A 14,530-nucleotide genomic window follows, 5' to 3' on the forward strand; every position below is an offset into this window, starting at 1 on the left:
GTGTTAAATGCGTTGAAGGTTAACCTAAATTAACTGAATTATTTTTTAAATGAGCCGTTCATAGCTGATCTTTCGGTTATCGAATTCCAAATACATGATGAAGAAGATCCTTGTTGCTTGGTGTGTATATTTTGTTGTTGTCTTACCTCTTTTCTCCCAGCAGAAGGTTCTTGAATGGCTGGAGAATAATGTTGTTCCTATCCAATCGGTAGAAAGGGAAACCGACTTTGATGATTTGATTGGAATAAGAGAATTTTTTCAGGATGTTCGGATTGTTGGGATAGGGGAAGCTACGCACGGTACGGGTGATTTTTTTAAAGTCAAGCACCGACTAATAGAATTTTTCGCAAAAGAAATGGACTTTAGGATTGTTGCTGCTGAGGTCCCGTTTAGCGAAGCACTCGCAGTGAATGAATATGTTCTTCACGGTAAAGGGAACCCTGTCGAGATTCTCAAAGGATTATATTTTTGGATGTGGCAGACGCAAGAAACCCTCGCCCTAGTTCAATGGATGAGAAAATACAATAGTGGGCTTCCTCAGGAAAAACGTATTAAATTCTATGGATTGGACATGACGGTATCCAAAGGAGCAGCTATTTCACTAATAACCTTTCTGGAGAAAGTCGATCCCAATACACTATCGCTTTACTTTCCATCATTAAAAGCATTGGAAAATGAAAATAGTTTTGACTATATGCAGCTTTCGAAAACCCGGCGGCTTGAGATATTTGGCCAAATCAAGGGTTTAAAAACAGATCTATACAGCAACAGACAAGCCTATTTGTCCAAGGTAACAGCCAGGGAATTTGACGTGTTATATCGGCAGATAGAGGTATTGTTGCAATACTTAGAAATCCATAATCCAGAGGAGTCAAACCAAAAACGTTCTAGAGATTATTACATGGCTGAAAACGCCAAATGGCTATTGGATTATGAGGGTAAGGAAAGTAAAGGCATTCTCTGGGCACATAATGGACATATTGAAAAACATCAATTGTCCCCAGGTAAATTTTCCATGGGTAACTATTTGGTGCAAGATTTAGGGAAAAAGTATTATTCACTAGGCACCGATTTTAACCAAGGAGGTTTTTTGGCTGTAAATAACGGGTTAAAAAGCATGTCTGTCGGACCAGCCAGAAACAACTCTTCGGGCCGTATTTATTCGAAAGTACCTTCTTCGCTGTTTTTCTATGATTTTGCCCATGCGGAAAGAAATTCCGATATGGAGAAGTTTTTGAATAAGGGAATTTGGATGAGGGATATTCCCGCCACCTTTGAGCCTCGTCAGGAAAAAGTCTTTTATTTTAAAAGGGTGCTGTCAGAAAGTTTTGACGGGATTGTTTTTATAGACAGCACATCCAGTGCTACTCCTTTCCTAAGTGATTCCCAACCGTTTTTAAATTTGTCCAAGTCCACAAATGCCAAACGGCATCGGGGAAAAACCTTTACTATTCAAGCAGATGCATCTATCACCGGACCAATAGCATGCGAGGTTTGGATACATATCACCAACCGCCACAATGTTCCCGTATATAGAAAAATAATAAACGTAGAAGAAACACAAAATCAGATAGTCATTGAAGATAGTGTGCCGGATGAAGCCATGCTTATATCCTATGGACTAACGGCTAAAGGTAGTGGAGAATTAAGCTTAAACGGTCTTAAATTGCTTCTAAATCAGAAAGTAATTGATAAGGAAGAAAGTGGGTTTGAAAAGCGAGAATCCGACGGATATCCCCTAGGTTGGCGTGTAAACTGTAGGGAGTGTTGTTTCCAATGGCCCGAAGATACCAGAAAGAGTTTCCTAAAAATTAGACTAGGAGATTGATAGCTAATCCAAAAAGTTACCTTACCAAGGTATAAACAATCAGAACAGGATTTTCTGACTCCCGTGCTGCACTAGCTATTTCCGAAAATTTTCTACCATTGGTAGTAATCCATTTTTTATAGTCAGACTGGCTCATGCTTTCTTTTTTCTCCATTAGTGTTTTATATAAATCCCTGCCCGGAACTTTTAGGCCGACTTTTCCCGATTCGAAACTATAGATCAGGTAATAGGGATCGTATGCCCCGTCAATATCATCAATTATCCTGTCCTTTATTACATGGGTTTGCTGTTGTTCCCGATCAAAGAATACGTTGATTCCCTTTTTTTCATAAATAAGTATGGTATATAGCTGTTTCTCAGAAATAAGGTACTGGCCTCTAAAATATAGCTTGGCTCTGTTATTGATAAAGTCCAGTCGTTCCCTTGGATCGTCTAGGCGCTTCATCTCATCCAGATCCTGTGCATATTTCCCAAAGTCCAATACGAGCTTTGGAATAAAATTTCCATTGTCAACTTGATAAACTGTATCCGAATAGGTCATTCCGTAATAAAGATATTCGCTGCTTTTTTGAAGATAGCTTCTTCCGGAATCCTCTCCGTAAAGTTTTGTCGGATCATAGGGGAGATAGTTTACCGTATCCTGAAGGGATTTGTCGAAGCTTTTGACAAAATAGTCCCCCGGTTCTCGTGTGTAATTGTACAGGTAATAGCGATCGTCAAATTCTGAAAAAACACCTGGTCCTATTCGGTCACGAAACGACAACTCTCGTAGAAATTCACCCTCCAGACTAAACCACATAATCTTACGTGGATATACTCCGAGGAGGACTAGTTCTCCGTCTACAACCGCCGCGGCATCAAAGTCAAGGTATTGGCCTGGCCCCTCTCCATAGGCCTCGATCTTTGACAAGTGCTTACCTGATTTATCAAAAATATGAATACACTTGCAGCCATATATATCCAAGGTGTATATCCTGTCTTCATGAAAAAGGACTTTTTGTAATCCCCCATTGAGTTGTGCCTCATCTGAATCATCTTCCAGCCAGATGTACTCTATATGAGATTCGAAAAACTCCGATAATTTTCCGGTACGCGCCTGGGAAAGATCCACGGATATCCTTTCCAGGCCGGGAATAGAGGTGGGTTCTTGCTTACAACCTCCAAGCAGGAAGAAAAATAGTCCACCCATGAAAGGCATACCATATTTTAGACAAATTCCTACCAAAAGCAATGGCCGTATTTTCAATTTTACTTTTTGAAGGCTAGGTAATGAATCCGACATTTTATCGTGTTAAATTGAATGAAGCAAAGTAATTTAATTAAAATATTCGTTTATAAAAACAATTACTCCTGATTTTTATTCGAATTAATAGGTTTTTAGGGTTTAATTTTTAACTTTATAGTTTAAATATTTGGAAGGCATGAAAAACATTATTTCCACTATTCTACTTCTCGCAGTTCAGTTCGGCTGTGCCAGCGAAGACGGGTTGGAGCGGATCGGTGGCAGGACTTCGTTGGATTACGCCCTGGACACGGTGCTCATAGACCCGGGCGAGGAATTATTGTTTGTGTCCGGACAATTGTATCAATCGGACCTTTCACCGGATCATCGGTTTCTCTACAACTTCAACCATCATGATCATGCCCTTGAAAAGATTGATCTGGATGAAATGAGATTGGTCCAGAAGTTTCCCTTTGAAAAAGAGGGGCCAAACGGTACCGGCGATTTTTTTCGTTCGTTTTTCCTCCTGGACAATGATCACGTGATGATCATCAGTTTTCCAAGTCCTGCAATTTTTGACTTGAATGGCCAAAAGCTACAGGAACTGAAATTTCAGGGAGTAGGCACGGGTGCCGACAAAATCGGTGAGGAGCAGCCTTTTCGGGTTTCCATGCATCTTCCTGAGGAGAACGACCAATACCTTGGTTATGTAAGAGACATCGAAGAGAAATCCACCAAACTCATGCGGGTTGACCTAAAGGAAGGTTGGACTAAACGAATCCCACTGCCCCACTATGACAGGCTAAAGCAATTTGAGTTGCAGTATACAGATGGTAAAAGCTATATGGTGTCCGGTCCTCAAACCTTTATGGTCCGGGAAGGAGGTAAAATATTGTTGGGAAGTAACCTGACCAATGAGATTTACCAATACCTTCCTGAACAGGATAGTTTGCTGGTAAGATCCTATCAAAGCCAGCTAACCGAGAATGCAAAAACAGAAGCCCCTGCCACTGAATTTGACAGCCAGCAAGCCTTTATCGAAGCCATTGTTCAGATGAGAGAAGAAATTAGTTTTTCCCCTCCTGTATGGGATGAAAATAACAGGGTATTTTATCGGTTTTCACACAAGGAGGTTTTCGAAGAACAAAACACGGAGAGCTTTGAATGGCCGACGGCTGCCAATGCAGAGGTATTCCTGACTATTTTTGATGAAAAGCTGGATATGTTGGCCGAGTCCAAGATACCTGAACTCAGCATGCCGCCTCAAAAGCATTTCGTAAAAGACGGCAAGATTTGGATGTTTGTAAATGTAGAAGACGAGATGGGCTTCGCCAGGTTGGCAATGGACCTGGGAATGCAACCGTTGCCCTCGGAGGGATTACAGCAACAATAACACTCATTCATAAATAGGAAGGTACTTTTAGAAACTCACTGGCAAACTTACCATTGTAAAAACGCAGAAATCAATAGCACAGGCTCCTAAAAGCAAGCCCGGCTGGGTTTCAATTCAGATTATGGCAGGGTATACACCATCAGCACCGGGTTTTCTGATTCCCTTGCTGCCCGGGCTGTTTCCTCGAAATGTTTACCCTTGGAATTGATCCAGTTTTCATAGTCAGCGGGACTCGTGCTTTCTTTTCTTTAAAGTCCCTGTCAAATACAAAATTTTTGACGGCCCTGAGGCAATCTTACCGATGGACCATTCAAAATGTTCTTTCCCTTTGAGATCTTCTACTAACCTGCTCATTTCTACTACCGAATAGGTTCGAAGGGCTGAAACCACGCCGTCCCAGAGGACAAATACAGGTACCAGCGGTAGGAAGTACGTAAATAGGATTCTGCCGAAGGAAAAGGGTCGAATAAATGGAGTGGTTAGCCATACGGTTACCGGCGAAAACAGCATGGCCAGGATACTTGTCAAACTACGCTCCTGTGCCTCAAAAATCGCGATCGGATTTTTTGAGTCCAGGGCATTTTGTAAAATTAATGTGGCATCGGCCGGTTTAAAATGATGAAAGGATAAAAAAAGGGTTCTCAGCCCCTGCAGTTCAGCAGGCACATTTTTGGCATCGATAGGTCTGGGTTCATACCGAAGCTTATCGGGCCTGCTATTGATACGATCCATCGCTTCGGTATTTGGGTAAAAATCAGTCAAAAGAATGTTAAGCTGAGGTATTTTCTTGATTAAATCTTTGCTTAACCCCAACAATGCACCGCCGCTACCCGATCCCAGATCGATGATGGTTTTTGTTTGACTTTTAGAAAGTAGTTCCAGTATCATGGGAACAATGGGCTTGAACATTCCAGTCTTGTTTGAAAGGAACTCTAAAAAATCAGTCATATAGGTTCTCAAAAACGCCGGAAACCACCTTTGATCTTCGAATTCAAATAAGTGCAATCGTCCCATATCCTGAGGTTAATTAATAGGTTCAGTATACCCGATGCTGAGTGGCTGCCTCAAAAGCGCACGATATACCGCTGCAGCCTACCATTTCTTCGATCTAAATCCGGCCAACAAATTATTCGAGTCCATTTCAGCCTCAAGGTTGGCGAGGAGATTAAAGTTACTTATTTACTGTTAATTTGCCTATGAAAATTGATCAAACAGAATGAGCGAATACCCTTAAATGGGCAACCATTGTTCTTCCACTAGTCACGGTGGAATAATCACCACACCGGCATCTATTTTTCATTTCGGGTACCAAGACAAAAAACACCTAATCTACTAATCCTCTGGTAAGCTCCAATCGTTTTGGTAATAGCCACTGGCCAAAATTGCTTCCAAACCTACCACTGGCAGATCTGCCCGGAAGATCACGTAATCCGGAAAGCCACTTCCCCCGGCAAAATACTGGTTGGCAAATAACGTCTGTCGACCGGCATTTCCCGTCCCGCTGATGACCGCCACCGATCGCTGAGGATGGTCTTTTCGCGGCACCATAAAATACGCTCCCAAATCCTCTCCGGAATAAACGGTTTCCCCTACCCGGATTTCCTTTCGGTTTACCTGTATGGGGCTATGTGCCAGGAGCAGGTTCCAAGCCCGGTTGGTATCGGCATTTCCATACAGGATAACGCCCCGATCCCCATGGACTGCCAGATCAAATTCCCTATCCGCGATAATGTCAACGGCTCCATTGCCCCGGTAATACCAGGTTTCTGCATCCAAACGGGCTTTATTGTAGGCCCATTCCTTTTCCTCCTTGCTTCCGGATGTCCCATATATCAGGATCATCCGGTGATTAAAAGGCTCTTTAAACGTGCCATTCCGATAAATTCCTTTATCATAAGGGTTTGGTGTCTGACCGAATTCCCAGGTTTCCTGGCTTCGGTGGAGGTAAAGCATGTTGTCGCTATTTTTTACCCACTCCAGTCGTATTCCATCCAGTTCCAGGGTAAGGAGTGAATCCAATGGGAAATTGCTGACATCCAGGCCCAGGATTGAAACATTTTCGGTGGTTCCAGAAATGCCAGATCGATCCGGGGCTCGCTCAAGTTTAACCCGGCTGTATTCCAGGGGCACCGTTTGCTGTTGGATATGCGCCCATTTGTAGGAATCGGAAACGGCTGGGTTGGCCGTAGTAAAGTCGATGGTGTTTACCGAGGAATCTGCTGGAATTTGGTGCCAGCGAAAGTAGTCAAAGAGGGGCGGCCAGTCCACGCTTTCGCTGCCAAACCAATGGCTACCTCCCGGGTATTCGAAATAACTGAAATCCGGATGAAACGCCGCCAGTACACCTCGCATTTGCCGGGCGTAATTTACCGGAACCACCCGGTCGGCATCTCCATGGTGGATGTACACGCCGGAAGCCTGGTAATTATGCGCCAGTTGGATGACATCGCTGGGGTTGCTGGCCCGAAGAAGGGTTTTTTCCGTGTCTGTGGATGCGTTTTCTGGAATTCTACCGTCTGCCGAACCATAGCCCATCAAGGTGGGATAGCCGGCACAGGGGGCAATGGCCGCCCACTTGCCGGGATAGGTAGCACCCAGGTACCAGGTACCGTGTCCTCCCATGGAATGGCCGGTCAGATAAATGCGTTCGGGATCTGGCCGGTATTTTTCTCTGGCGATTTCCAGCACCTCCAGCGCATCGATTCTCCCCCAATCTTCCCAGTTAAAGCCTCGGGGTCGCCGATTAGTTGGGGCCACCAATACGCCCCAGTCCTTAAGGGAATACGCTCGGGCCTGACCAATGGCTTCCACACCGGCCCCATGAACCGAAAGGAAAAGTGCCGGATTATCGTCGGGACCGCCTTTTTGCGGAGCTACTCCATAGTATTGCACGCTCCCATCGATCTGGCTGATAAAGGTTTGCTTGTAATGTTCTTCGGTCCCATCCCGTGCATACAGGGCTATCTCCTGGGTATCGGAGACCTCTTTGCCGACATGCAGTTGAAGGGTGCAGTTGTATTCTCCTTTTTCTGTCATGGCACTGGCATCCACTTCGAAGGGCACCTTTCGAAAAGTCATGGGAGGAATGTGGGGTAAGGTTACCATTCGGGATCGACCGTTTATACTTGACTCCAGCTGCGCATCTTGTATGGGTCGGTCCGTAGCATTGATGACCACCACTGCGCCGGTCATCTGGTCGGACTCACTACCCAGAACTTTGTCCGGCAGGGTGGCATCAGCGACGTGCAGAGTAACGGGTTTCGGATCCAACTGCAATTCGGCACTGATCCCGGACCAAAGCCCGTTAAACCTCACCATAATCTTATTTTCTCCTTTTTTAAGAGAAACTGGAAGGAACAGCCAACCGTCTCCATAAATATCGCCGGCACGCGGTATCCCATTTACGTACACCATGCTATTGCCACTGATTTTTAGCAACGCTTTTTGCGATTTATCGGAATTATAGCTGAGGTAAAGGTACCCCCTGCGAAGTCGGCCCGTAAATTTCCCCTCCTCATTCGCCGAAAGAGACTTCCATATTTCTTCCTTACCCGATATATAGGATTGTCCTTCCGTCGGGGAAGGAAGGGTTCCGACCGCCAGTGCATGTGCCAGTGGATCCGAATAGAGCACCTCCCGGCCATAGCTGTGCACATTTTCAACATAAAGCCCCTCGTTAAAAGCGTGAATGGATTGAGTTTGGCCAGGAGCAATTCCTTGAATCACTAGAAAAAACAACAGAAAAAAAGACAGTTTCATAGGGAAAGATTAGTGGTACACAATGGTTTATATGTAGGCTACTAGGATATCTGTCAAAGATAGGCCAGCAGCAGTTTTCCTGTTGCCACCAGTCGGCGAATAGTAGCCATGTGACCGGAAAAAGCCTTACTGACCTCATTTTTATCATCAGGTGCTGTGCTGCCAGTCTCAATAATGGCCAGTACGTAAGATTTCATTCCATAGGCATCCGCTCCAAGGCTATCAGGCAATACGGCATCGTAGCAAGGGTTGGTTTCTTGCGCCAAAGAGGAAAATCCCGGCACCGCAAGTAAACAGACATAAATCAGTAATTTCATAGCCATTTACCGGAATGCTCTCAATCGGCGGTTTTAACCTGCCCCATTAGGTTGTTGAGGCTTTCGGCCAGAGTTGGATGGGCGATAGGCAGGTGTTGGATTTGATCATAGGGAACCTTACCTACCATGGCCATTTGCAGCACGGCCATGATTTCACCCCCATCCATACTCAAGATGGTGGCTCCCAGAATTTGCCTGGTTTTAGGATCTACCAGCACTTTAAAAAAGCCTTTTGTTTCGTCCGTTTCCAGGGCTCTTCCGGAATGTTTCATCCAAAACTTACCTGTATGGTAAGGGATCTCTTTTGCTTTCGCTTGCTCTTCATTTAATCCTATGCGTGCCAATTGTGGATCCATAAAGACGCAGTAGGGTATCAGTCTGTCTTTTTTTGACAGGCTGGTATTACCTTCATAGATTCTGTTAAATGCCAGGTAGGCGTCGTGGTAGGCCATATGGGTAAAGGGAGGGCTTCCGGCCACATCTCCCAGTGCATAGACACCCGGCACGGAGGTTTCAAAGTTTTCGTCTACGACTATATGGCCGCGATCACTCAGGGTCACGCCAATGGTTTCCAGCCCCAGCGCTGCACTGCTTGGCTTTCGGCCGGTAGCTACGAGCAGGTGCGAACCACTGACGCTGCCTTTACCCGTTTCATCTTCATAGGCAACTGTAATCTTCCCATTCGTAAAGCTGACTTTTTTGGCATCAACATTAACTTTGGTATTGATCTGTTCTTCTTTGAAGATGGATGAAATTTCTTCGCATACATCTTTATCCTCTTTGGGAACCAGGCGTGAAGCCATGTCCATAATGGTGACCTTACTTCCAAAGCGGCTGAACATCTGGCCAAACTCCAATCCGATATATCCGCCTCCCAACACAATCAGGTGTTCGGGCGTCTCCTCCAGTTCCATGATGCTCGTGCTGTCGAGAAAGGGACTTTCCGATAGTCCTTCGATAGCTGGGATCCTGGGAGTGGATCCTGGATTGATAAAAATTTTATCCGCCTCCAGTTCCAGGTCTGATTGCCCCTCCCGTTCCACACGAACACTTCGATCTGATTGAAAGACAGCTTTTCCCATAAGGATGGTGATTTGTTCGGATTTTTCCAACCCTTTGGATGCTCCGCCCCGAAACAGGTCGACAATATAGTCCTTTCGTTTTTTGACGTTTTTCTGATTGACGCTATAGGCTCCAACGTCCACCCCGAAATCTCCTGCCCTACTGACCAGATGGGCTACGCGTGCCGAAGCGGCCATGGTTTTCGTGGGAGAGCAACCGTCGTTAATGCAGGTGCCGCCGATGGCTCGTTTTTCGATCAGCGCGACCGATAGCCCCTTATTGCCGATCTTCTTGGCCAGGGGCATGCCTGATTGACCGGCACCGATAATGATGGCATCGAATTTTTCCATAAGGGCTTATTCTTCTACCTTGACACCTTTCCAGAAGGCAACGTGATTTTTAATTTCTTTTGCAGCATCCTTAGGTTGGGGATAAAACCAAGCCGCATCCCGATTGGTGTCTTCTCCAATTCGAATGTGATAATAACTGGCTCGACCTTTCCAGGGACATTCGGAAGTGGTGTCTGAAATTTCAAAAAATTCCCTTTTCAAGGATTCAGGTGGGAAATAGTGGTTGTTTTCTATTATCAAAGTCTCGTCAGACTGGGCAAGAATCTTATCTTTCCAAATGGCTTTCATAGGATTTGGCATCTTTTCGAAATAAGTTAGCCAAATCCCTGCTAAAAACAAAAAGCGGCTTATTTCTGCCGCTTTTTGTTTTTGCCTTTGTTCAGGTATTTTAGGTTGATTACCTCTTTTTCATTGAGGAACCGGTATTTTCCCCGGGGGATGTCTTTTTTGCTCAGACCGGCAAAAGCCACCCGGTCCAGGGCAGTCACTTCGTATCCAAAATGAGCAAAAATTCTGCGCACAATCCGGTTTTTTCCGGAATGGATTTCCAGGCCTAAAATAGTTTTGTCCAGAGAAAGCACCTGTAAATCGTCCACCTCGGCAAGGCCGTCTTCCAGCGTTATCCCATCTCGTATGGCGTCCACATCGTTTTTACTGATGGGTTTGTCTAGCGTTACCTGATAGATTTTTTTGATTTCGTAAGCCGGGTGCGTAAGTTTGGCAGAAAGTTCGCCATCATTAGTAAAAAACAACAAGCCGGTGGTATTTCGGTCGAGCCTACCTACTGGAAACAGGCGTTCCTCACAGGCGCCTTCCACCAGGTGCATGACCGTTTTCCTTTCGAGGGGATCGTCCGTGGTTGTAATAAAATCTTTGGGTTTATTTAGTAAAAGGTATACCGGTTTTTCTGGCCGGATAGATTTCCCTTTATAGGTCACTTTGTCCTTTCGTAATACTTTGTAGCCCAGTTCGGTTACTAATTTTCCGTTAACCGCAATTTCTCCCTTTTCGATCAGGCTATCCGCCTCTCTTCTGGAACAAATGCCGGCATTGGCAATGAACTTATTCAGTCTGATTTCGGCTTCCTCTCGGGGAAGGGTCTTTTGAATGGCTTTTAAATTGTATTCCGGCTGGTTTTCGGATTTCTCCTTACCGGCTTTGCTTCCTCTTTTAATGGGAGAATAGGGTTTTCGAAATGGCTTCTTTTTTTGATCTTTTTCTTCAACGCTACCGTAAACGGGTCTCTCGTTTTTTCCACGTCCTTTGTATTCCCTTTTTTCAGGGACTTCATTTTTTTCGGGTTGCTGGGGCTTGTTCCTGGAAGTGCGGGACTTATTATCTGAACTGCGCTTATTTTTGTCGTATTTCCTGGAGGAATCTCCTTTGGAAGCATTGAATTTTTTCATAATAGTTGCAGCATCTCTGCTGTATTTATAATAGTGTATTTCGTAATCCCTGGTTTTTAGAGACTTGTCCTTGTGAAAGCGGGTGCAAAATTACGCTTTTTTCCGGGATGTTACTATTATTCAGGAAAATTCATTCCTTTTGATCACCGATTTCATTTTCTTCGGTCTTGAAATCTTTGGGTTGAGGCAGCTCATTCAGGTCATTGATTCCAAAGTATTCCATAAATTGGGTGCTGGTGCCATATAACAGCGGCCTGCCAATGCCATCGGATTTTCCTTTTATGGCCACCAGGGACTTTTCAAGAAGCTTCTGCACGGAATAGTCACAGTTTACTCCTCTGATTTGCTCGATTTCAGACTTGGTGACCGGCTGTTTGTATGCGATGATGGAAAGGGTTTCCAATTGTGCGGTGGAAAGCCTTTTCTGGGATTGGTGTTTTTGCAGAATCGCAATGCTGGTTTGATAGGCAGGTTTGGTTAAAAATTGGTAGCCACCTGCTATTTTTTCCAGGCTGAATGCATGTGCCTCATCCAGGTACTTCTGTTTTAAGGCAGAAATGGCATCCTCCAAATGTTCGACGGGAATTTCAGATTCAAACATTTCTGACAGGCATTTTTGAATCTCCTCCAAGCCCAGGGGGTCAGGAGAGCAAAATACCAGAGCCTCAATATGTCGGTGCAAAAAATCCAACCTATTTTTTGGCTAACTTGGCTTCAATGCTGTGCATGGTGTGGGGAACGGCCCGTAACCTTTCCTTACTGATTAACTTTCCAGTGTCAACGCATACACCATAGGTGCCATTTTTAATTCTCCGAAGTGCATTCTCGAGGTTTATAATGAACTTTTGCTGCCGGGCAGCCAGCTGGCTTAAATTTTCCCTTTCCAGCGTATCTGCTCCATCTTCAAGAATCTTCGAGGTAGAAGCCGTATTATCCGTTCCACCGTCATTTTGCTTGCTCAGAGATCTTTTTAATTGTGCAAGTTCTTCCCTGGCTACGGCAAGCTTGTCATTGATAAGAACTTCAAATTCCTGAAGCTCCTCCTTGGAATAACTGGTTTTTTCTTCCTGGCTCATACTACGGTTCTTTTTAAAAATTTCTCTAAAATACAGTGACTATTCCGAAATCAAAAATCTATTATCCCTTATTTATAAGGGAGTAATCGGAGTTAGCGCGCTTCAACTGCATATAATTTTAAATCCAGTTTGGAAATACCCAAAAGGATGTTTATAATTTTTCCTTTTCGGTTTTGGCAACGATATTCTTTTGTATGTGAATATGAAAGGAATTTTTAAAACCGGATTTAAAGAACTTACTTGAATAATACCGTTTATTGTAGTAATTTTCAACTATACTACAACAATAAACCAATTCTTATTCCGATGAAAAAAATTATATGTATTGTTTTACTTGCCTTTATTTCAATTTCCTTACAGGCTCAGAAGGCTGATAAAGACGGCTGGATCAAACTTTTTAATGGCAAATCGTTTAAAGGCTGGAGCATCAGTGAAAATCCGGAGTCTTTTTCCATAGAAGATGGAGTTATTAAGATCGATGGCCCGAGAGCCCATCTTTTCTACACGGGTAAAGTCGAAAATCATGATTTCGACAACTTTGAATTGAAAATGCAGGTTAAAACCATGCCTAATGCCAATTCAGGTATCTTTATCCACACAGCCTTCCAAGAAGACGGTTGGCCGGAGAAAGGCTATGAAATTCAGGTTAATCAAACGCATGGAGATTGGAGAAAAACGGGTAGCGTGTACAGTTTCAAAGACGTTAAAGAAACCTTTGTTTCGGACGGGGAATGGTATACCCAGCATATCATCGTGGAAGGAGATCAGGTAACCGTAAAAGTGAACGGTGAAGTAATCAATGAGTTCACCGAGGCACAAGACAGAGGAGATATCGGAGATAGTCAAAAAAAATTGAGCAGTGGCACCATTGCGTTGCAGGCACACGACCCAAAAAGTGTTATCTATTATAAGGATATCATGATCAAGCCGCTTCCCTGACAAAGCAAGATAATACGGGCTTCACATTCATTTGACATCCGGTTTTCCGTTTAGGGGAGTCGGATGTTTTTAGTTAACCCAAAAAAATGACCAAGGAGGAAAGGATAAATTTTGACCCGGAGAAATTGAGACAGTTTACCTTCAGGGTTTTTGCGCATTTCGGTATTCCGGAGCAGGATGCCCATCTGGCTACGGATGTCCTGGCATATAGCGATGAGCATGGAATTGACTCTCATGGCATTGCCCGATTAAAGACCTACACGGATTTGTTGCAGGCTGGAAAGATAAATCCCCGGCCAAGGTTGAAAATAATCCGGGAAAAGCATGCGGTAGCCACCGTGGATGGAGATAATGGTTTGGGATTAGTCATTGGTCCCAAGTGCATGGAAATGGCCATAACCAAAGCCAGGCTTCATGGTCAGGGCTCAATTTCCGTATTTCATACCAACCATTATGGGGCGGCCGGATATTATCCCCTGATGGCCGCGAAACAAGATTTTATTGGAATGTCTATGACCAACACTACAAAAGGTGTAGCGCCCTTTAACGGAGTAGAGAAAATGTTGGGAACCAATCCATTGGCCATGGGTTTTCCTACAGGAGAAGAGCCTGTTGTGCTGATGGACTTTGCCAGCAGTACGGTTGCCTATGGCAAACTGGAAATTGCCAGCCGGGCAGGAGAGAAGGTGCCTTTGGGCTGGTGTCTGGACGAAATGGGGAAGCCGACAAAAGAACCCGAACGAATGATGAATGGAGGGGCTTTACTTCCCTTAGGTAGTACCCGGGAGGGTTCGGGCCATAAGGGCTATTGCCTTGGAGGGATCGTGGATATTATGAGTGCGGTCCTGAGTGGTGCGAACTGGGGCCCGTATGCCATCCCTTTTGCCATTGACTCACCCCAGTCCGAAAAGCAGGTCGGTAAAGGCATCGGGCATTTTTTTGGAGCCTGGGATGTGGAGGGGTTTCGGGACTTAAGGGAATTCAAGCAGAATATGGATGAATGGATACGGACCATGAGAGCAACTGCCCATTTGCCGGAAAAACCAAAAGTGAAGGTTCCCGGAGATCCGGAATGGGCCGCTTACAAAATACGGATGAAGAAAGGCATTCCCTTGCAGGTGCCCGTGGTTAGGGATTTGCAGGCTATCTCGGCGTCCCTGGGTATTCCGCTTCCATAG

Annotated in this window: 13 protein-coding genes; 4 read left to right on the forward strand and 9 right to left on the reverse strand. The window is 44.7% G+C overall.

All coding sequences use genetic code 11. From position 1 onward, the window contains the following. The first annotated feature begins 94 nt into the window (after positions 1–94). On the forward strand, positions 95–1,828 hold the full coding sequence (locus GKS34_RS08355) for an erythromycin esterase family protein (RefSeq protein ID WP_163384354.1): 1,734 nt from the start codon (positions 95–97) through the stop codon (positions 1,826–1,828). A 16-nt stretch (positions 1,829–1,844) separates the two neighbouring features. Here the strand turns inward: GKS34_RS08355 and GKS34_RS08360 are convergent, their stop codons facing one another. Beyond that, positions 1,845–3,017: a DUF4934 domain-containing protein gene (locus GKS34_RS08360; RefSeq protein ID WP_163384355.1), complete on the reverse strand. Its 1,173-nt coding sequence runs from the start codon at positions 3,015–3,017 to the stop codon at positions 1,845–1,847. A 232-nt stretch (positions 3,018–3,249) separates the two neighbouring features. Between GKS34_RS08360 and GKS34_RS08365 the strand changes: the two genes are divergently transcribed. Then, the gene (locus tag GKS34_RS08365) at positions 3,250–4,443 is read left to right on the forward strand and encodes a DUF4221 family protein (RefSeq protein WP_163384356.1); all 1,194 of its coding nucleotides are present in this window, start codon (positions 3,250–3,252) and stop codon (positions 4,441–4,443) included. Between the two features lie 222 nt (positions 4,444–4,665). Here GKS34_RS08365 and GKS34_RS08370 read toward each other — a convergent pair whose 3' ends face one another. The 8 genes from GKS34_RS08370 to GKS34_RS08405 form a co-directional block, all read right to left on the reverse strand. Then, positions 4,666–5,457 (reverse strand): hypothetical protein, encoded by a 792-nt coding sequence (locus tag GKS34_RS08370; RefSeq protein ID WP_163384357.1) that lies wholly within the window; start codon positions 5,455–5,457, stop codon positions 4,666–4,668. 318 nt (positions 5,458–5,775) lie between these two features. After that, positions 5,776–8,202: a carboxylesterase family protein gene (locus GKS34_RS08375; RefSeq protein WP_163384358.1), complete on the reverse strand. Its 2,427-nt coding sequence runs from the start codon at positions 8,200–8,202 to the stop codon at positions 5,776–5,778. Positions 8,203–8,255: 53 nt separating this feature from the next. Further along, positions 8,256–8,519: a hypothetical protein gene (locus GKS34_RS08380; RefSeq protein WP_163384359.1), complete on the reverse strand. Its 264-nt coding sequence runs from the start codon at positions 8,517–8,519 to the stop codon at positions 8,256–8,258. 20 nt (positions 8,520–8,539) lie between these two features. Further along, the gene (locus GKS34_RS08385; RefSeq protein WP_163384360.1) at positions 8,540–9,931 is read right to left on the reverse strand and encodes a mercuric reductase; all 1,392 of its coding nucleotides are present in this window, start codon (positions 9,929–9,931) and stop codon (positions 8,540–8,542) included. 6 nt (positions 9,932–9,937) lie between these two features. Beyond that, on the reverse strand, positions 9,938–10,231 hold the full coding sequence (locus tag GKS34_RS08390; protein WP_494337701.1) for a DUF427 domain-containing protein: 294 nt from the start codon (positions 10,229–10,231) through the stop codon (positions 9,938–9,940). A gap of 47 nt (positions 10,232–10,278) precedes the next feature. Further along, a complete protein-coding gene (locus GKS34_RS08395) occupies positions 10,279–11,337 on the reverse strand; it encodes a pseudouridine synthase (RefSeq protein WP_163384362.1) in 1,059 nt (352 codons plus the stop codon). Between the two features lie 130 nt (positions 11,338–11,467). After that, the gene (scpB, locus tag GKS34_RS08400; protein WP_163384363.1) at positions 11,468–12,028 is read right to left on the reverse strand and encodes an SMC-Scp complex subunit ScpB; all 561 of its coding nucleotides are present in this window, start codon (positions 12,026–12,028) and stop codon (positions 11,468–11,470) included. Between the two features lies 1 nt (position 12,029). After that, positions 12,030–12,413: a TraR/DksA family transcriptional regulator gene (locus GKS34_RS08405; RefSeq protein ID WP_163384364.1), complete on the reverse strand. Its 384-nt coding sequence runs from the start codon at positions 12,411–12,413 to the stop codon at positions 12,030–12,032. Between the two features lie 306 nt (positions 12,414–12,719). On the opposite strand from GKS34_RS08405, the gene GKS34_RS08410 reads away from it, so the two are divergent. After that, positions 12,720–13,352, forward strand: coding sequence for a 3-keto-disaccharide hydrolase (locus GKS34_RS08410; RefSeq protein WP_163384365.1), 633 nt, complete (start codon positions 12,720–12,722; stop codon positions 13,350–13,352). Between the two features lie 86 nt (positions 13,353–13,438). Continuing rightward, positions 13,439–14,530: an Ldh family oxidoreductase gene (locus tag GKS34_RS08415; RefSeq protein WP_163384366.1), complete on the forward strand. Its 1,092-nt coding sequence runs from the start codon at positions 13,439–13,441 to the stop codon at positions 14,528–14,530.

The organism is Cyclobacterium jeungdonense, assembly GCF_010994275.1.
In the GTDB taxonomy this organism is placed as follows: Bacteria; Bacteroidota; Bacteroidia; order Cytophagales; family Cyclobacteriaceae; genus Cyclobacterium; species Cyclobacterium jeungdonense.